General features: G+C 39.6%; 20 protein-coding genes. 1 reads left to right on the top strand and 19 read right to left on the bottom strand.

What is annotated here, in order from left to right; translation table 11 throughout:
- From QM408_RS08410 to pbp2a, 5 genes are all read right to left on the bottom strand, one after another.
- A partial coding sequence (locus QM408_RS08410; protein ID WP_414374231.1) for a sigma-70 RNA polymerase sigma factor region 4 domain-containing protein occupies positions 1-428 on the bottom strand: 428 nt, incomplete at its 3' end.
- A gap of 120 nt (positions 429-548) precedes the next feature.
- Positions 549-1,085, bottom strand: a complete 537-nt coding sequence (gene nusG, locus QM408_RS08415; RefSeq protein WP_000376740.1) for a transcription termination/antitermination protein NusG — start codon at positions 1,083-1,085, stop codon at positions 549-551.
- A gap of 53 nt (positions 1,086-1,138) precedes the next feature.
- Positions 1,139-1,315 carry a preprotein translocase subunit SecE gene (gene secE / locus QM408_RS08420; protein WP_001210990.1) on the bottom strand — a complete coding sequence of 59 codons (177 nt, stop codon included), beginning with the start codon at positions 1,313-1,315 and terminating at the stop codon, positions 1,139-1,141.
- A gap of 9 nt (positions 1,316-1,324) precedes the next feature.
- The gene (gene rpmG, locus QM408_RS08425; protein ID WP_001809375.1) at positions 1,325-1,477 is read right to left on the bottom strand and encodes a 50S ribosomal protein L33; all 153 of its coding nucleotides are present in this window, start codon (positions 1,475-1,477) and stop codon (positions 1,325-1,327) included.
- Between the two features lie 52 nt (positions 1,478-1,529).
- Entirely contained in the window at positions 1,530-3,725 is a 2,196-nt protein-coding gene (gene pbp2a, locus QM408_RS08430) for a penicillin-binding protein PBP2A (RefSeq protein WP_078238585.1), read from the bottom strand.
- A gap of 86 nt (positions 3,726-3,811) precedes the next feature.
- Between pbp2a and QM408_RS08435 the strand changes: the two genes are divergently transcribed.
- Complete coding sequence (locus tag QM408_RS08435) at positions 3,812-4,687, top strand: RluA family pseudouridine synthase (RefSeq protein ID WP_004238891.1); 876 nt, start codon at positions 3,812-3,814, stop codon at positions 4,685-4,687.
- A gap of 67 nt (positions 4,688-4,754) precedes the next feature.
- Here QM408_RS08435 and gap read toward each other — a convergent pair whose 3' ends face one another.
- From gap to QM408_RS08505, 14 genes are all read right to left on the bottom strand, one after another.
- Positions 4,755-5,765, bottom strand: coding sequence for a type I glyceraldehyde-3-phosphate dehydrogenase (gene gap / locus QM408_RS08440; protein ID WP_000260662.1), 1,011 nt, complete (start codon positions 5,763-5,765; stop codon positions 4,755-4,757).
- Between the two features lie 176 nt (positions 5,766-5,941).
- Positions 5,942-7,243 carry an ABC transporter permease gene (locus tag QM408_RS08445; protein WP_162837269.1) on the bottom strand — a complete coding sequence of 434 codons (1,302 nt, stop codon included), beginning with the start codon at positions 7,241-7,243 and terminating at the stop codon, positions 5,942-5,944.
- Positions 7,212-7,895 (bottom strand): ABC transporter ATP-binding protein, encoded by a 684-nt coding sequence (locus QM408_RS08450; RefSeq protein WP_049499240.1) that lies wholly within the window; start codon positions 7,893-7,895, stop codon positions 7,212-7,214. The genes QM408_RS08445 and QM408_RS08450 overlap by 32 nt, the downstream gene beginning before the upstream one ends.
- A 210-nt stretch (positions 7,896-8,105) precedes the next feature.
- Positions 8,106-9,026 (bottom strand): helix-turn-helix domain-containing protein, encoded by a 921-nt coding sequence (locus tag QM408_RS08455; RefSeq protein WP_414374234.1) that lies wholly within the window; start codon positions 9,024-9,026, stop codon positions 8,106-8,108.
- 123 nt (positions 9,027-9,149) lie between these two features.
- A complete protein-coding gene (gene adhE / locus QM408_RS08460) occupies positions 9,150-11,801 on the bottom strand; it encodes a bifunctional acetaldehyde-CoA/alcohol dehydrogenase (RefSeq protein WP_020903612.1) in 2,652 nt (883 codons plus the stop codon).
- Between the two features lie 300 nt (positions 11,802-12,101).
- Positions 12,102-12,512 carry an MORN repeat-containing protein gene (locus tag QM408_RS08465; RefSeq protein WP_020902388.1) on the bottom strand — a complete coding sequence of 137 codons (411 nt, stop codon included), beginning with the start codon at positions 12,510-12,512 and terminating at the stop codon, positions 12,102-12,104.
- Complete coding sequence (locus QM408_RS08470; protein WP_414374236.1) at positions 12,499-12,942, bottom strand: low molecular weight protein-tyrosine-phosphatase; 444 nt, start codon at positions 12,940-12,942, stop codon at positions 12,499-12,501. Before QM408_RS08470 ends, QM408_RS08465 begins: the two co-directional genes overlap by 14 nt.
- Positions 12,943-12,988: 46 nt before the next feature.
- Positions 12,989-13,288 (bottom strand): preprotein translocase subunit YajC, encoded by a 300-nt coding sequence (gene yajC / locus QM408_RS08475; protein ID WP_001069289.1) that lies wholly within the window; start codon positions 13,286-13,288, stop codon positions 12,989-12,991.
- A gap of 115 nt (positions 13,289-13,403) precedes the next feature.
- The gene (gene tkt / locus QM408_RS08480; RefSeq protein ID WP_414374238.1) at positions 13,404-15,380 is read right to left on the bottom strand and encodes a transketolase; all 1,977 of its coding nucleotides are present in this window, start codon (positions 15,378-15,380) and stop codon (positions 13,404-13,406) included.
- A 115-nt stretch (positions 15,381-15,495) separates the two neighbouring features.
- Positions 15,496-16,119, bottom strand: a complete 624-nt coding sequence (locus QM408_RS08485) for a ribonuclease P (protein WP_261150715.1) — start codon at positions 16,117-16,119, stop codon at positions 15,496-15,498.
- Positions 16,120-16,169: 50 nt separating this feature from the next.
- Complete coding sequence (gene jag, locus QM408_RS08490) at positions 16,170-17,159, bottom strand: RNA-binding cell elongation regulator Jag/EloR (protein WP_261070101.1); 990 nt, start codon at positions 17,157-17,159, stop codon at positions 16,170-16,172.
- Between the two features lie 17 nt (positions 17,160-17,176).
- A complete protein-coding gene (locus QM408_RS08495; protein ID WP_025172897.1) occupies positions 17,177-18,001 on the bottom strand; it encodes a membrane protein insertase YidC in 825 nt (274 codons plus the stop codon).
- A complete protein-coding gene (gene rnpA, locus QM408_RS08500) occupies positions 17,976-18,347 on the bottom strand; it encodes a ribonuclease P protein component (protein ID WP_000739245.1) in 372 nt (123 codons plus the stop codon). The genes QM408_RS08495 and rnpA overlap by 26 nt, the downstream gene beginning before the upstream one ends.
- A 149-nt stretch (positions 18,348-18,496) precedes the next feature.
- Positions 18,497-19,687, bottom strand: a complete 1,191-nt coding sequence (locus QM408_RS08505; protein ID WP_261150714.1) for an acetate kinase — start codon at positions 19,685-19,687, stop codon at positions 18,497-18,499.
- Positions 19,688-19,710 lie beyond the last annotated feature (23 nt).

The raw sequence follows: 19,710 nt of genomic DNA on the forward strand, positions 1-19,710 counted from the left end.
ACTCTTTGACGCCCTCGGAAGCGTTCATGTCTTAAGACGCGTTCTAACTCTTCTTGTTTGTCTTTACTTTGTTTGTTTCTATAATCTCTTAGTGTCTCATGAAAGAGATAATACTCATCTAGCCACAGACCTCCCTCACTGATACGATGACTAATCTCACCTACTTCTTCATAGGGTTCTTTATCATATCTACGCTTCTGGCTTTCTTGTTTACGGATATAGTCTAGAATTCTATTTCGGAATTTAGTTTTGAAGTATTTACGTAAACGAGGAATATCTTCTACTAGCTCTTCTTCTCTACTAATCAATTCATGTAAGCAGAGCATACCCTCTTGGTCCCAATCCGATAGTTCCCATAAATGCAAGTAATATTCATTTCTACTCTTATATACAATTCCCTGGACTTCTTTATACAATTCTTTAAACATAACGTTCCCCTTTCTAGATACAGTCTAACAGATTCAGAAACACTTTTGTCCCATTTCCTCCATTCTGTTCCCTACACCGTCTAAACTGCACAAAAAAGAGAGGGCAAGCCTCTCTTTGGGTTATAATTCTGCAATTTGGTTTAGGTTTACTTCTGCAACTGTGTCATTACCAAACATAGAGATAATCATCTTCACTTTATTGTTATCAATCTCTGTAATCTTACCAGTATAGTCTGCAAAAGCACCATCAATGATACGTACAGTTTGACCAACTTCAACATCGATATCAAACTCTTGTACAGTTTGTCCCATAGAAACCAAGATATCACGGATTTCTTGTTCCAATAATGGAGTTGGTTTTGATCTATTTCCGTGAGATCCGACGAATCCTGTAACGTTTGGTGTGTTTCGAACAACAAACCAAGCTTCATCTGTCATCACCATTTCTACAAGAACATAACCTGGAAAGCGATTCTCTTCTACTTCTTTTCTCTTTCCATTTTTTTCAACTTGCACTGTTTGTGTTGGAATTTCAACACGTAAAATATTATCCAACATATTGTAGGTTTGTGCACGTTGCAATAGATTTTCTTTTACCTTATTTTCATAACCAGAATAGGTTTGTAAGACAAACCATCCTTTATCAAAACTATCCATGATACTTCCTTTCATAATAGAAGATTTCTAGCGTGAATAACTCCACAGGTCTTCTAAAAAATGTTAATAAATCGAATCAAACCTGAAACAATCAACTTGTCAAAAATATAAATAATCACAACAAAGAAAGCAGTGTATTCCATGATAGAACGAAAATCTCTCCAGCTTTCCTTGCGAGTTGGCCATGTTGTGTCTTTAAGAAGTCTAAAAATATCTCCAATAAAACGCATCGCTCTCTCCTATCTCGTTTCTCTGTGTGTAGTGTACTTACCACAATGTTTACAAAATTTATTTACTTCTAGTCGTGTTGGCTTGGGGTTTCCGCTGATCTTGATTGAATAGTTTCTCGAACCACAAACCGCACAAGCTAGGCTTGCTTTTTTTAGTGCCATAACGCCTCCATCCTATCTATTATAACAAGAAAGCTAGGCTTTGACAAGCATCTTAACGAAATAGATTGACTACCGAATCCCATATCGTTTGAGCCTTTTCCTTAATTTTAGCATCCGAGATAGCACGGCTAGCCTCATCTACCAGATTTTGTGCACGACTTCTAATATCAGAAAGGCTATTATCCGCCTGATTTTCTTCATTACTCTGTACTTGATTTCTTGTATTGGCTGGTGCAATTCCATTTTGCTTATACGCATTTTCAACTGTAAAGGTACTTCCTGGCGTATAAGGTAAAATGGTATTGGCAATGTTTCTAAAGACATGGGCTGCACCGTTTGAAGTAGATCCTGCTAGATAGTGATTTTCATCAGTCGTAGGGAAACCAAGCCAGTGACTAATCACTACATCCGGTGTATAACCAATCACCCACTGGTCACTTGTGTATTCCGGATTAAAAACAGCTTCAGTTGTTCCTGTTTTTCCTGCCATGACATAGTCTGCAGGTGATGAACTAATACCTGTTCCGTTTGTAAATGTTCCCAACATCATACTGGTCATCTTGTCAGCTACAGACTTATCAATCACCCGTTTTTGTGAATTTTTATGGCTCGCAATGACCTGACCACTAGCATTTTCAATTCTACTAATAAAATGAGCTTCCGGCATTAAACCTTCATTTGCAAAGGCAGCATATGCTTGAGCCATTTGAAGAGGGTTGGTTTCAACACCGCTTCCCAAGGCGACACCAAGAACACGATCGACCTTTTCCATGTTGAGTCCGAATTTTTCGCCCGCCTCAAAAGCCTTATCAACGCCCAAATCATTAACAGTGGCAACAGCAGGCAGATTAAGCGATTCTGCCAAGGCTTGATACATAGGAACTTCTCGACTCGTTTTGATCCCTGCATAGTTATCAACCTTATAGCTGTCATACTGCATGGTATGGTTATCCAACTGCTTATTCAAAGCCCAGCCAGCTTCAACTGCAGGCGTATAAACAACTAAAGGCTTAATTGTAGAACCAGGGCTACGTTTTGATTGAGTTGCATAGTTGAAATTCCGGAATCCAGTTTTATCATTGCCAGCAACCTGACCGACAACTCCACGAACTCCACCTGTTTTCGGTTCGAGAGCTACACTTCCTGATTGAGCAAATGTTCCATCCTCTGCCCTAGGAAATAGAGCTGTATTTTCATAGACAACCTGCATATTTGCTTGGTAGTTTTGGTCCAGCTCTGTGTAAATGCGGTAGCCATTATTTACGATTTCTTCCTCTGTTAGATTATACTTGGAAACAGCTTCATTAACAACCGCATCAAAGTAAGAAGGATAGCGGTAATCTGAGATTTTTCCCTCATACTTATCGTGCAATTGCGAAGTCATATCAACTTCTGCTGCTTCGGTTTCTTGGTTTTTATCAATGTAACCCGCTGCAAGCATATTCTGCAAAACAGTATCGCGACGATTGGTAGAATCTTCTACAGAATTCAAAGGATTATACAGTTCCGGCCCCTTTAGCATTCCTGCCAGAGTCGCAGCTTGATCCAGACTCACTTCTGATGCAGAAACTCCAAAGTATTTCTTACTCGCATCTTCTACACCCCACACACCATTTCCAAAATAAGCGTTGTTAAGGTACATGGTTAGAATTTGATCCTTACTATATTTTTTTGTTAATTCTAAGGCAAGGAAAAATTCTTTCGCTTTTCTCTCAACAGTTTGATCCTGTGACAAATAAGCGTTTTTAGCTAGCTGTTGGGTAATAGTAGATCCACCACCTGAACGGCCAGCTGTTACAATAGCCAAGAAGAAACGACCATAGTTAATCCCGTCATTTTTATAGAAAGAACGGTCTTCTGTCGCAATAACGGCATTCTGCAAATTTTTACTGATATCAGTCAGTTCAACATAGGTTCCTTTTTGACCAGACAAGGCACCAGCCTCCTTTTCTTCACGGTCAAAAATAAGAGTTCGAGTTTTCAAGGCATTTTGCAAATCATTGACATTGGTTGACTTGGCTACAGCAAACAAATAGGTTCCAACTAGCAAGCCTGCACTCAAACCTAGTATAAGGACAATCTTTGTTAGATGATAGCGACGCCAGAATTTTCGAATTGGACCCACTTGGGCTAATTTTTTTCTATCACTGCGAGAACGACGCAAGCTAGTAGACCCAGAATCCTCTGATTCACTTGTTTCTTTTTTAAAAAGAGAAAGAAATTTCTCGAATAATTTATCTAATTTCATGCGTTTATTTTATCATCTTCATCATAGGAAGACAAGAATTTAGCTATTTCCTATCAAAATAGGGCTTTTTTTGTTACAATATCTGTATGCAATTCACATTTACATTACCAGACTCTCTACCTCAAATGACGGTAAAGCAATTACTTGAGGAACAACTCCTCATTCCTAGAAAAATCCGGCATTTTTTGAGAATCAAGAAACATATTTTAATTAATCAGCGAGAAGTTCGCTGGAACGAGATGGTAAATCCTGGAGATATTTGCCAGTTAACGTTTGACAAGGAAGATTATCCCGAAAAAGAAATCCCTTGGGGCAATCCTAACCTCGTTCAAGAGGTTTATCAAGATCAACACTTGATTATTGTCAACAAACCAGAGGGGATGAAAACGCATGGTAATCAGCCAAACGAAATCGCCCTTCTTAACCATGTCAGTGCCTATGTTGGCCAAACCTGCTATGTCGTTCATCGTCTGGACATGGAAACCAGTGGTTTGGTTCTCTTTGCCAAAAATCCTTTTATCCTGCCTATTCTCAATCGCTTACTGGAGAAAAAAGAGATTTCTAGGGAATATTGGGCACAGGTCGACGGACATATCAACAGCAAAGAACTTGTTTTCAAAGACAAAATTGGACGTGATCGCCATGATCGCAGAAAGCGAATAGTTGATACAAAAAATGGACAATATGCTGAAACACATGTAAGCAGATTAAAGCAATTCCCAAACAAAACTTCCTTGGTTCGTTGCAAACTAAAGACAGGGCGAACCCATCAAATTCGTGTGCACCTTTCGCATCATAACTTCCCTATTTTAGGCGACCCTCTCTATAATAGTAAATCAAAAACAAGTCGGCTTATGCTCCACGCCTTTCGACTGTCCTTTACCCATCCGCTTACTCTAGAGAAATTAAGCTTCACTACCCTATCAGATACTTTTGAAAAAGAGTTAAAAAAGAATGGATGATAGCGTCATCCATTTTTAAATATTTAAAAAGCAAGACCAGAGGCCTTGCTTTTTATCGACTCATGAATTATTTAGCGATTTTTGCGAAGTATTCAAGAGTACGAACAAGTTGTGCAGTGTATGACATTTCGTTGTCGTACCATGATACAACTTTAACCAATTGTTTACCGTCAACGTCAAGAACTTTAGTTTGAGTTGCGTCAAACAATGAACCGTAAGACATACCTAGGATATCTGAAGATACGATTGGATCTTCAGTGTATCCGTATGATTCGTTTGAAGCTGCTTTCATAGCTGCGTTCACTTCGTCAACAGTAACGTTCTTTTCAAGAACTGCTACCAACTCAGTTACAGAACCTGCTGGAACAGGAACACGTTGAGCAGCTCCGTCCAATTTACCGTTCAATTCTGGGATTACAAGACCGATAGCTTTTGCAGCACCAGTTGAGTTAGGAACGATGTTTACAGCACCAGCGCGAGCACGGCGAAGGTCACCACCACGGTGTGGTCCGTCAAGAATCATTTGGTCACCAGTGTAAGCGTGGATAGTAGTCATCAATCCTTCAACAACACCAAAGTTGTCTTGAAGAGCTTTAGCCATTGGAGCCAAGCAGTTTGTAGTACATGAAGCACCTGAGATAACTGTTTCAGTACCGTCAAGAACGTCGTGGTTAGTGTTGAATACAACTGTTTTAACGTCGTTTCCACCAGGAGCAGTGATAACAACTTTTTTAGCTCCACCAGCGTGCAAGTGTTTTTCAGCAGCTGCTTTCTTAGCAAAGAAACCAGTAGCTTCAAGAACGATTTCTACACCGTCGTTAGCCCAGTCGATTTGTTCTGGATCACGTTCAGCAGAAACTTTGATGAATTTACCGTTAACTTCAAATCCACCTTCTTTAACTTCAACAGTACCGTCGAAACGACCTTGAGTTGTGTCGTATTTCAACAAGTGTGCAAGCATAACTGGATCTGTAAGGTCGTTGATACGAGTAACTTCAACACCTTCTACGTTTTGGATACGACGGAAAGCAAGACGACCGATACGTCCGAAACCGTTAATACCAACTTTAACTACCATTAGTGATTTCCTCCTTATGAAAATCATGAAATTTTTATTGTGAAAAGAGTAACTTGAATCACTACAAATCACCTTTCAACAAACCTATTATATAACTATTTAAGTTTAATTGCAAGTACGGGCATTGTTTTTCTATGTTAGTTTCTTTTTCAGGCTATAAATCAAGAACTTCCTTACTATTCATATCGTAGCGATTCTACAGGATCCATTTTACTAATTTTACGTGCTGGGAAGTAGGCTGAGACATAACCAAGTAATAGAGCGAAAGCTAGAGTTCCTAAAACAGATAACAAATTTAATTCAAAAACCTTCGTGATGGATGGATAAAAGTGATTTACAACCGCATTCGCCAAACTTCCCACCCCTTGTGCAACCAAAAAGGCCAGTAACAAGGCGATGCCTACAATCCAGATAGCCTCGTAAATAAAAATCCCTTTGACATCATGATTTTGATAACCAACTGCCTTCATGACACCTATTTCCTTAGAACGTTGCATGATATTGATGTAAATAATGATACCAATCATGACCGCTGCTACCACAATAGCTTGTGATGAAAGCACAATCAACAATCCCTGAATGACACGAATAAAGGTAATCACAATATCAAGAACCTTCTGTTGAGAAAGAACGGTATACTTCTTATTTTTCTGTAATTCTTCTGTTACCGTTTTTGTCTGTGATGGATCTTTGAGTTCCAAGATAAAATAAGATACAGCTTTTGTAAATCCAGCCTCTTTCAAAATCGTTTCCATTTGATGAGACGGCATGAAACTGTTGCTGTCCTCCATGTCATCTTCATCATTGATCACACGCACAATCTTCGTTTGAAATTGAGCAGTCTTGCTAGCCTCGGCAGCATTTTCTACAATGCTGGCTGAGACTGATTTGCCAATAACATCACTAGCTGTCAGATTGTTTCCTGTCTGTTCATTCCAATTTTTAAGTAAACTGATTGGAATTGTCAAACCCTGTTCATTTGCATCCGTATAGAGGGATCCAGCTACCACTTTGTCCTTTTCATTACTACTAACAGAAATACTTGTATCCTCATAGAGACTCACTACTTGAGCATAAGAAGGCATCGTTTGACTCAGATCCATTTCTTGCCCATCTATAGTCATATTTGACATGGTCATCCCAAAAGGACTCTCCAAATATTTAATAGCTTCTTTCCCAACTGTATCCGTGATATAGTTCTTATCGTCTTGGTTCAAAAAGCCTCGTCCAACATTTTTTGTGTTTAAAGCAATCTGAACTTGAGAAGGAATTTGACCTCCATTCGTATTTTCATCAATCATCGAAATCAAAGCATTTCCCAAGCCAAAAGAAATTAAGACTCCTACAAAACCGATTGAGGTTGCTAGCGCAATCAATAGGTTACGCCATTTTCTTTCCATAAAGTTATTTAAAGAAAGTTTGAATTTATTTTTCAATGATAATCCTTTATTTTTTGACTTCTTCAACGACTTCACCATCCTTCATTTTGATAATCACGTCTGCATATTCCGCAACCTCTGGATTATGGGTTACGATCAATACTGTTTTCCCTGTTTGGGCTAAATTTTTAAATACTTCCAATACCATTTCTTGGGATTGAGAATCCAGCGAACCCGTTGGCTCATCTGCTACAATCATATCTGGCTGATTTACCAGTGCACGCGCGATTGCTACACGTTGCTTTTGCCCACCAGAAAGCTGTTTAACATTTTTAGCAATAAAAGGCTCCATGCCCAAGTTACTTAATTGCTCCTTTGCAATCATTGTCATCTCCCTGTCAGATAAATCTTTGACATAGAGAGGTAGCTTGACATTGTCCAAGACAGACTGATGTGGAATGAGGTTAAAGTTTTGAAACACAAATCCAATCTTATCTTTACGAAATTGAGTTAGTTCAATCTCTGATAAGTCACGGAGGGATTCCCCTTTAAACTCTAAATCTCCTTCATATTGTCTGTCTAAACCACTTATGATGTTTAGTAGACTGGTTTTGCCACAGCCTGATGGACCGTAAATCGCTGTAATTTTACCTTTTGCAATCTGCAGGTTAATATTCTTTAAAGCCTGTTCTTGATGTTTACCGTCCAAAGTGTAAAACTTTGAAATATTTTTAATGGATAAAATAGACATTCTTTCCCCCTTGTTTAAAACTGTTATCGTCATACACCATACTGATAGAAAATCCTTCAAGCTACATCAGCACTGATTTCCCCTATGGGCCTACTACTTAGAGTTTTCTCTCTATTGCCTAGTTTGCTTCTGGATGTATATCAAGTAAAATTCATTGTAACAAAAAAGCGGCATTCCCTCAATGACAGAAATGTCACTCCTATAAACTCTTTAACGATATCTTTCTAGATCCTCGGCCCATTCATTATCTAAACTAACGAGTAACTTCCCATTGCCAAACATCCTTGCCATCATTTTTGCTTCTTCATACTTTTGTTTGGCTGTATCATAATCCATCTGAATATAATATTTCCACTCCACCATCAAGACAATCGGTTGTTTTTGAAAATCTCGTGTTTTTTGCCCTATTTTATTTAAGGTCTCGACTGCCCTCTTAAAATAATGAAGCAACCCCATAACCTCTATACAAGTTAAAGAAGCTAACAAGGAGTCTCTAAGTAAGTCCAAACAATCGAACTCTATCTTATCAACCTGAGAACTTAATTTGTCATGAAAATAAAGAATAGTTTCATGCTCAGACTTTTTTATCTCACCATCGTTTAAACCATCCATTAACTGACAAAGAAAATACAGTCTCAATTTCAACAATTCCTCAGCCTTATATACATCTCTGGATAGTAAGTCTTGAAGACTGTCCTCAATCACACCACTTCCGTATAAAGAATTACTAGTCGCTCTCACTGCATCTATTGCCTGAAGGCAGTCCACTATCATCTTCTCATCACGGGGCAGGTCATCATAAAAACACTCGAAAATCTCATCAAAATATTCTTCCTTTTGTTCTTGCAACTCCTTGTCTCCATAGTCAGGGTGATGTAAAAGAAAGTACTTTAATTCTTGGTAGCGTTTAGGCAGTTCCTTATAATCTGGCATCAAGACGTAGGATGGAATTTCTAATCTATCTGCAATATATTCTAGTGTTTTTATAGTCGGTCGAAATTCTCCTTTTTCGATTCTCACCAACTGACGCACTGATAATTCAGACTCATCCCCACAAAAAACTGGACGACTAAGTCCTTTCTCCTCTCTTAAAAGTCGCACTTTATCCCCTAACTCATTTATCTTGTTCATTTGCCCCTCGCATGATTATAAAAGATTTGATTTTCAAATAAATATATGCGATGATTATACCATTTTTCAAATAGAATTACAAAAAAAGAGACAGGGATTCCCTGCCTCTAGGCTGATAAACAATTATTTACGGCGTCCTGGTCTTTCTTTGTAGCCATAGTAAGAATCTTCGATGATTTCTTGCATATGGTCAACCATTGGAAGGCGTGGGTTAGCTGGTGAACATTGGTCTTCGTAAGCAAGGAAGGCTAATTCACGTGAATGTTCTTTCCATTCTTTTTCGTCGATACCTTGTGCTTTGAAGTTCATTTGGATACCTACGCGCTCACCAAGTTCGTAGACAGCTTTTGCGTAAGACTCCACACCTTCTTCTGGAGTAGAAGCTGGAAGTCCAAGCATGCGTGCGATATCTTGGTATTTTTCATCTGCACGGTAGTAGTTGTACTTAGGCCATGTTGCTGTCTTAGCTGGACGTGTACCGTTGTAGCGGATGACGTATGGAAGCAAGATAGCATTTGTACGACCGTGAATTGTGTGGAATTGCGCACCAATCTTATGAGCCATTGAGTGAGAAATACCTAGGAAGGCATTGGCAAAGGCCATACCAGCGATTGTTGAAGCGTTATGCATTTTCTCGCGTGAGTGGAAGTCTGCATTCTTAACTGAGCTTTCAAGGTTTTCGAATACAAGCTTGATGGCTTGAAGTGCAAGTCCGTCAGTGTAGTCGCTAGCCATTTGTGATACGTAAGCTTCAGTCGCGTGAGTCAATACGTCCATACCAGTGTCCGCAGCAACAACTCCAGGAACTGTCAATACCAAGGCAGGGTCTACGATTGCCACAGTTGGTGTCAATGAGTAGTCAGCGATTGGGTATTTGCGGTTGTTTGCTTTATCAGAGATAACGGCAAATGGTGTTACTTCAGATCCTGTACCAGATGTTGTTGGGATTGCGATGAATTTAGTCTTCTTACCAAGTAATGGGAATTTGAAGGCACGTTTACGGATATCCATGAATTTTTGAACAAGGTCACGGAAGTCCACTTCTGGTTGTTCGTAGAAGAGCCACATTACTTTAGCAGCATCCATTGGAGATCCACCACCAAGAGCAATGATTGTATCTGGTTTGAAGGCACGCATAATCTCAGTACCACGGTTTACAGTTGTGATATCTGGATCTGGTTCTACATCAGCAAAGATTTGGTAAACAACCTTATTGCGACGAAGATCAAGTTGCTCGATGATACGATCAAGGAAACCAAGCTCTACCATGGCATGGTCAGTAACGATCATGACACGTTCAACGTCACGACATTTTTGAAGGTATTGAATTGAATCACGTTCAAAGTATGTTTTTGAAGGAAGTTTCATCCATTGCATGTTATTTCTCCGTCTTCCGACTTTTTTGATATTCAAGAGGTTAATGGCACTAACGTTATCCCCAACTGAGTTGCGTCCGTAAGAACCACATCCAAGTGTCAATGATGGCAAGAAGGCATTGTAAACGTCCCCGATACCACCGAAAGTAGAAGGTGAGTTACAGATAACACGAATAGCTTTAACAGCTTTACCAAATTCTTTAGTCAATTCTTCATCAGCTGTGTGGATAGCTGCTGAGTGGCCAAGACCGTTAAATTCAACCATTTGACGAGCCTTAGTAATACCATCTTCACGGCTTTCAGATTTCAAAACTGCGATAACTGGTGATAATTTTTCACGAGTCAATGGCTCATTTTCGCCAACTTCTTTACATTCTGCAGCAAGAATGTTTGTTCCTTCTGGAACTGTAAATCCTGCTTGTTCTGCAATCCAGGTTGCTGGTTTACCAACGATGTCAGCGTTCAATTTTGCACCAGCACAGTTTTTGCTATTTGCTTTCACGCCGAAGCAGAATTCTTCAAGAAGTGCTTTTTCTTTTTTGTTTACAAAGTAAGTGTGATATGATTTGAACTCTGCTACAAATTCATCATAAATTTCTTTATCAATGATAACCGCTTGTTCAGATGCACAGACCATACCATTATCAAATGATTTAGACATAACGATATCGTGTGCTGCTTGACGGATGTTTGCTGATTTTTCAACATAAGCTGGAACGTTTCCGGCACCTACCCCAAGAGCTGGTTTACCACATGAGTATGCAGCTTTAACCATGGCATTACCACCTGTTGCAAGGATTGTTGCAACACCTTCGTGGTTCATAAGGGCACTTGTTGCTTCCATAGATGGTTCAGTGATCCACTGTACGCAGTTTTCAGGAGCTCCAGCTGCGATAGCTGCATCGCGAACGATACGAGCTGCATGAGCAGATGATTCTTGTGCTGATGGATGGAAAGCAAAGACGATTGGGTTACGTGTCTTCAATGAAATCAATGATTTGAAGATTGCTGTTGATGTTGGGTTTGTTGTTGGAGTGATACCACAGACAACACCAACTGGTTCTGCGATAAGAGTCAAACCTGTTACATCGTCTTCTTCGATAACGCCAACTGTCTTAGTGTGACGCATGTTGTTTACTACGTGTTCACAAGCAAACAAGTTCTTAGTTGCTTTATCTTCAAATACACCACGTCCTGTTTCTTCATAGGCATGTATAGCCAATTCTCCGTGGGCATCCAAAGCTGCCACTGACGCTTTAGCTACGATATAGTCAACCTGTTCTTGGTCGAGTTTACGCATTTCCTCAAGGGCAACTAGAGCTTTTTGCACCAATCCATCAACATGCTTCTCAGCAGCGAGTTTCTTTTCCTCTGGTGTCACAGTTTTTTTATCAGCCATATTTTCCTCCATAGCTTTCAAGGATCGATATCCTTTGTTAATTTTTTCACAAGTTTATTATAACGCATTATTTCAACTTTGTAAACAGTTTCATAAACATTTCACAAAGAATTTTTTATTGTTTGTGAATTTTTTCTCATTTTCTTTACTTATCAAGTTTTTTCTTTAGAGTTTGTGAAATGAATTTCAAATATTTTTTTATTTCACAAACTTACTTGGAAGAGGAACTTGGAAAGAGATAGATTTTCTAGTAAGCGCTTACTTTTAGATGATAACAATACCTCCTTTGATAAGGAGGCTTTATTTTTGTTGAAAAACGCCTTGTTTAAAAGTCCCTTCATAAACAACTTCTTGTTCTGTTGTTAGTTTTCCTTTTCCTTCAGCCTGACCATTTACAAAATCGCCTTCGTAGGTCCAGCCTTCTTTAGATTGAAAGGTACCTTTTCCGTTGAAGGCTCCATTGTTGAAACCACCTGTATATTGGTCCCCATTTTGGAAGGTAATGGTTCCTTGGCCATTCATTTTACCACGTACAAGACTGCCGTCGTAAACAATCGTTCCATTATCAAGCTTTAGAACGCCTTTTCCGGGAATATTTAGAAAAAAGACGAGTACGGCACAAAAAACAATGGTAACTACTGCCAAAAGCTCTAAACGTGGACGAGTCAGATAGACACGATACTTTTCGTAAAAATTCTTAAGATTTTCCATCTTCACTCTCCTTCTCTAAACGTTCTAACCATGCTTGACACCCCTCTTGAACACGCTGATAGGTTTCCTCAAAATCTCCTGTATACCAAGGATCTGGAACACTTTCAGATGCAAATGAGTAAATCTTATCTTGACAGTCTACTGGACACATCTGACGTAGGTCAGAAACATTTGAAGCGTCCATTCCGATAATATAATCAAAGGCTTCAAAATCTTCCTTACTAATCTGAAGCGATGTTTTGGCTTTGTCGTAAGGAATCTGATACTGTTGAAAAATCCCTTGCGTTCCCTTATGAATCGGATTGCCATGTTCCCAAGAAGAAGTCGCTCGACTTTGGATTTCATAATTATCTGTCATTGATTTCATAACAAACTCGGCCATAGGACTACGGCAAATATTCCCCAGACAGACAAAGACTAGTTTTTTCATCCCATTTCCTTTCTTTTATAGAAAAACGGGAGTTAGTAATCCCGTCTTATTTTTCAATTGCACCTTCGAGTGAAGCTGTTTCTTTCAGCGGTAATACTGTCTTGATAGCAGCTAGTTCAAAAGTCAAGTAAACTCCATCTACATCAAGAACAATCGTTCTCTTCTCAGTATCTACTTCATCGACTGTTCCGTAAAGTCCACCGATTGTAATCACTTCATAGCCTTTTTGTAGTTTATTTAAGCTTTCCATACGTTTTTGTGCTTGTTTCTTTTGAGAGCGTTGCATAAAGAACATCAAGCCCAACATCGCTACAAGCATAATTAAAAATGTATAATTTGGATTCATTGTATTCTCCTTTGTCTTTTACATAGGACTACTATATCAAATTTCAGCTACTTTTACAAGATTGTACCTGCTTTTCTAGTAAGAAAAACCAGAGCTTACGCTCTGATTCTTAGGATTATTTCAAGTCTTGAACGACTTTTACAAGATTTTCTACAGTAAAGCCATATTCTGCCAATACTTTTGGTGCTGGGGCAGAGGCTCCGAAGGTATCAATACCTAGAACGGCACCATCAAGACCAACATATTTGTACCAGTTTTGAGTTGCACCCATTTCGACTGCAACACGACGGCGAACTTCATTTGGAAGAATTTCTTCCTTGTAAGCCACATCTTGTTTATCAAAGACATCTGTAGATGGCATGCTGACTACGCGGACTTTTGCACCTTGACTAGCCAATTCTTTGGCAGCTGAGACAGCAAGATTAACCTCTGAACCTGTCGCAATCAAGATGGTATCAAAGTCTGATGCATTTTCATAGACAACATAGGCACCTTTTGCAACCTTGTCGAAGTCTGTTCCTTCTTCAACAGTCAAGTTTTGACGTGTCAAGACAAGGGCAGTTGGTGTTTTTTCACTTGTCACTGCAAGGTACCAAGCCGCTTGCGTTTCACGCGCATCTGCTGGACGGAAAACATTTAGATTTGGCATAGCACGAAGACCTGCTAAGTGTTCAACTGGTTCGTGCGTTGGGCCATCTTCCCCGACTGCGATTGAATCGTGGGTAAAGACATAAGTCACAGGAAGTCCTTGCAAGGCTGACAAGCGAACAGCTGCCTTCACATAGTCAGAGAAGACGAAGAAAGTTCCACCGTATACACGAAGTCCACCGTGAAGGGCCATCCCGTTCAAGATCGTTCCCATTGCAAATTCACGAACACCAAACTGAATGTTACGGTTCAAGCGATTTGCATCGTCTTGAAGTCCATCTGTTTTGATATAAGTCATGTTTGAGTGAGCAAGGTCCGCTGATCCACCCAAGAAGGTTGGCAACTTAGCAGCTACAACGTTCAAAGCATCTTGGCTTGAATTACGAGTTGCTTGAGAAAAGCCATTTTCTAAAGCAGGGAAGTCCGCTGGAGTCACTTCAACTGGATCGCGTCCGTCGATGATGGATTCTACTTCTGCAGCTAGTTCTGGGTGAGCTTCTTTATAATCTGCAACTAATTTTGTCCAAGCTTGATAAGCTGATGCACCACGGTCTGCAACATGTTCTTTGAAATCAGCGTAAACTTGTTCTGGAATTTCAAATGGTTCGTAGTCCCAACCAAGAGCCTGACGAGTTGCTGTAGTTTCATCTGCTCCAAGAGGGGCACCGTGTACAGCATTAGTTCCTTGTTTGTTTGGAGAACCATATCCAATCACAGTCTTCACTTCAATCAAAGATGGCTTACCTGAAGCTTTAGCTGTTTCGATAGCAGCATGGATTGCTTCCAAGTCTGTTCCATCTTCAACCAAGGCAGTATGCCAACCATAGGCATTATAACGGTCACGAACACTTTCTGTAAAGGAATCCTTTGTCTCACCATCCAAGTTGATGTCATTTGAATCATAAAGGACAACCAACTTATCTAGTTTTTGCAAACCTGCATATGAAGCCGCCTCACTTGAGACACCTTCCATCAAGTCTCCGTCTCCACAGATAACATAAGTATAGTGGTCAAAGATATTGTAGCCTTCGCGATTATATTTGGCTGCCAAGAAACGTTCTGCCTGGGCAAAACCAGTGGCAGTTGAAATCCCTTGACCTAGAGGACCTGTTGTAGCATCAATTCCGGCTGTATGGCCGAATTCTGGATGACCTGGTGTTTTTGAACCCCATTGACGGAAGCTCTTGATCTCATCCATGCTAACATCTTCAAAACCGGAAAGGTGAAGAAGGGCATAAAGGAGCATTGAACCATGACCAGCTGAAAGAATAAAACGGTCGCGGTTAATCCAGTTTGGTTGAGCTGGATTGATACGAAGTTGTTTTGTAAAGAGGCTGTATGCCATCGGAGCTGCTCCCATAACCACACCTGGGTGACCTGAGTTGGCTTTGTTGATAGCGTCAATACCTAGGAAACGAATTGCATTAACAGATAGATTTGACATAGAATTTCCTTTCTATTTGAGGTGATTATTGAATCACACATTCTATTTTACTATTATATGAAAAAATACATAGAATAGCAATTAAACAATTCGACGTAAATAAGTATTCTATTTGCTATCCTCTAGTCGCCTGATAGTAGGGAAGTAAGCGTTCATAAGCATCTTCTAATTTTTCTAAAATCACTTCTAATGATTGATTTTCTATAAAAGAAACATCTGCTTTAACTAACACTTTACGGACTTCTTGATTGGATAGTTTATTTCTTAAAATTTGACGATTTTCTTCGTTCGCATCCCATCTTTGACTTTGACCATCTGAGTAGGCTAGATAATAAATCCCTTCTACCACTCGAACTTCTAGAACCTTGGCCTGCTTGCCTAGAGTTTGCTCATCTTTCTTGCGCTCGATAAAACTAACTTCTAGTGAGGCTCCAAAATCAGAAGAACTTCCATACAAACGAAGAGCCATCATAGGTTCTGTCACTTTCCCCTCACGTTGTAGATAAACCCAAAAATGTGGTCGCAAACGCTGTGCCTGATTCATCCACTGGCTAGTCTGTTGGAGTTGCCATTCTGGATGACTTGCTTGAAAGGCTTTAGCCAGTTCTGTAAAATCCTTCCGAGCCTCTTGACCTTTTTGCCGCAAGGTCAACATGTTTTCTCTTTCATCACCAGCTTTATCTTGATTACGGTACTGCAAACCCGCAAAGTCTAGATAGTCTCTTATCTTATTCAACATCCACTTAACCTCCTCTAACTAGCAAAAAATCAGGATAAACCTGATTTTACTTATTCTGTATCTACAACGACATAGCGATTTGGCTCGTCACCCTCAGAGTAACTAGTCACGCCATCCATACGCGAAATAATACGATGGATAATCTTGCGCTCACTATTCGACATTGGATCTGTTTGATGGCTGCGACCTTCTTCTAAAACACGAGTCGCCAATTTTTGAGCATAGGTCTGCAAGACTTCTGCACGGTGTTCAACATAATCATTGACATTAATAGTGATATAGAAGGTTCTTGAATAGCGGTTGTAAAGATAATTTTGAGCTAACAGTTGAAGAGCTTTCAAGACTTTACCATGGTAACCGATAATACGACCTGGCTCATTGGTGTCAATTTGTAGATTGATGCTACGACGGTTATAATCATTTGAAATCGTCGCCTCAACATCCATATCATCAATGATTGTTTGGACATAAGTCGTTACTTCCGTAGCTACTTGTTCAATGTCAAAGCTCGGTTCCACTTTTAAGCCCAAATCTTCTAATTCTTGACTTTCAGTTTGTTCAGCTCGACTCTCAACAATAGGAGTTTCTACTTCTTCCCCGAAACCAGCTTCTTCAAGCTGTAATTCATTTAAAATCTCAATATGCCCAGTTTCTTCTAAAATGGTGTTAGCATGTTTTTCATTTTTCAAAATTTCAGCCTTAACTTCATCAGAAACCCCTTGGCCTTCTTCTTCAATCTTTTTAATTGCTTCTACAACATGCCCTAAATCAACAGTCGCTTGACTGACTGTTTTGACTGGTTCATTTTGTTCGTTAATTTCTTTAGGAACACCCTTTACAGCCTGCTGATTAGCTTTAATGACCGTTGTTTCACTAATAGCTTCAATATCAACTTGAGCTGGTTTTTTACCAAATAAACCAAGAAAGCCATTTTTTTCACGAGAAATGACTTTGATATGAGCCTTCAGTCTTGGGATATCTAATTCTTTCAATCCTTTCTGGATTGCTTCTTCAACAGTTGAACCTGTAAATACTACCATTACCAGATTCCTCCTTATTATTTCGTTTTCTGAGCCTTTTTCTTGGCTTTTCTTTTTCTATTTTCCAAATCTTTCTGTGCCTGAACTACCGCCTCGCGCTCTGCGATAATCTTGAATGGATTGTTCAAGAAATAGGTTTGCAAGACTTGATAAGCATTGGACACTGTCCAGTATAGGGCGACTCCACCTGGTGCATAAACTGCAAAGATAAAGATCAAGACTGGAATCCCATACATCATCGCAGTCGTAGCGCCATTACGTTCAGACAAGGCCTTGTTGGACAACCAAGTACTTAAAAAGGTAAATACAGCTGCTAAAATCGGAAGAACAAGGGTTGTATCCACACCACCAAGGTTAATCCATAAGAAATGACCTGTCTTTAAAAAGTCAACTCTTGATAGAGCTTGGAACAAGGCCAAGATAACCGGCATCTGAATCAAAATCGGCCAAAGAGAATCTGACTGTCTGACACCCATTTCTTTAAAGACTTTACGCATTTCTTGCTCTAGCTTAGTTCTGCTTTCCATATCTCGACCTGGATATTGTTCTCGAAGCGCCTTAATACGTGGTTGAGCTTCCTGCATTTTTCTGGAAGCCACCATTTGCACTTGAAAGACTGGCAAAAGCAGTGTACGAATCAAGACCGTAAAGAGAATAATTCCCACTCCGATACTGATATCAAATGATAAAAAGCGAATGATTTCCGCAAAGAAGTAAACAAATTTACTCCAAAAATCAGCCGAATCTGCTGTAATATCGCTAGTTGCCCCATTTGTTGCACAGGCTGTCATGATCAATAGGGACAGTCCTAGCAAACTAGTCAACTGTAGTTTCTTTTTCACTCCCATTTCCTTCCTGGTAAATCTTTGATAATTTTAATACGTGGAGTAGATTTTTCTCCATCTCTGCGTATCCCAAGGTTTCGACTCCTTTTCGAGCAATGACAACAAAGTCGACATCTTCTACCAGACTCCCTTTTGCATTCTGGATAATATGTCTAATTCGTCGCTTGATTTGATTTCTAGTGACGGCATTCCCCAGTTTTTTGCTAACTGATAGACCTACTCGAAAATGGTTTTTCTGATTTTCTAGTTGGTAGACAACAAACTTGCGATTGGCAAAACTTGTCCCCTCCTTGAAAATCGCCTTAAAATCTTTCTCTCTTTTTACACGAAAGTTTTTCTTCAAAACTCAACTCCATCTATTAAATTACTACTATTATACCATATTTTTCAAAAAAGCCAATCATAGCAAGGTTTTGGACATTTCCATCAGAAAAAGAAGCTGGAAAAATCTCTTTCCCAACTCCTTGTACTGAATATTTTTTCTGATTTTAGTTATTTTTTCAAGCGTTCAACGTCACGGGCAATGACCAATTCTTCATCTGTTGGAATAACCAAGACACGGATTTTCGCTGCCTCTGTTGAGATGTCTCCTGTCACACCGAAGACATTCTTTTCTGGGTCAACATCACAGCCGAACCAAGAGATACCTGAAATAACATCTTCACGTACGTTTGCAGCATTTTCACCGATACCTGCAGTAAAGATAATAGCATCTGCTCCATTTAGGACCGCAAGGTATTGACCGATATGTTTTTGGATACGGTCAACATACATTTCATAAGCCAAAGTGGCATCGTGGTTCCCTTCTTTCATAGCAGCAATCACATCACGCATATCACTGGATTTACCTGAAACCCCCATTAGTCCTGATTCACGATTAAGGACGTGACTAATATCTTCAGGCGTGTTAAAGTCCTCTGTATATTGCATTAAGTAAGGAATGATAGCTGGGTCAATATCCCCTGTACGAGTTCCCATCATCACACCACCAAGTGGAGTGAAGCCCATTGAAGTATCGACAGATTGACCACCCTTAACAGCTGTAATAGAAGCACCATTACCGATGTGGCAAGTAATCAATTTTAAGTCTTCTAATGGACGGCCCAAGAGTTTTGCTGCTTCTCCTGCTACAAACTGGTGACTTGTACCGTGGGCACCATATTTACGAACCTTGTTTTCTGTGTAATATTTTGTTGGTAGAGGATAGCGATAAGCTTTCTCTGGCATAGTTGTGTGGAATGAAGTATCAAAAACAACTACACTGGTAATGTCTGGCAACAATTCCTTGAAGGCACGAACACCTGCCGCATTGGCTGGATTGTGGAGAGGAGCCAACAAGCTCAACTCTTCAACTTTTTCTAAAACATCTCCCTCAACAACTGTTGATTCTTTGAAATATTCTCCACCGGCAACAACACGGTGGCCAACACCTGTAATCTCGTCATAAGCCTTGATAATATCGAAACGAATCAAGTCATCCAATAAGATTTTTACAGCTTGTGTATGATTTTCGATATCCAAAATTTGTTGTTCAGAACGACCATCAAATTTTACAGTTGAAATTGAATCTTTCAAACCGATACGTTCAATCAAACCTTTCGCCAATACTTTTTCTTCTGGCATTAAGTATAATTGCCATTTCAAACTTGAACTTCCCGCATTGATTGCAATTGTTTTTGTCATAACAAGACTCCTCTTTTAAGCGT

The sequence above is a fragment of the Streptococcus mitis genome (assembly GCF_047464965.1).
Classification (GTDB): Bacteria; Bacillota; Bacilli; order Lactobacillales; family Streptococcaceae; genus Streptococcus; species Streptococcus mitis_DU.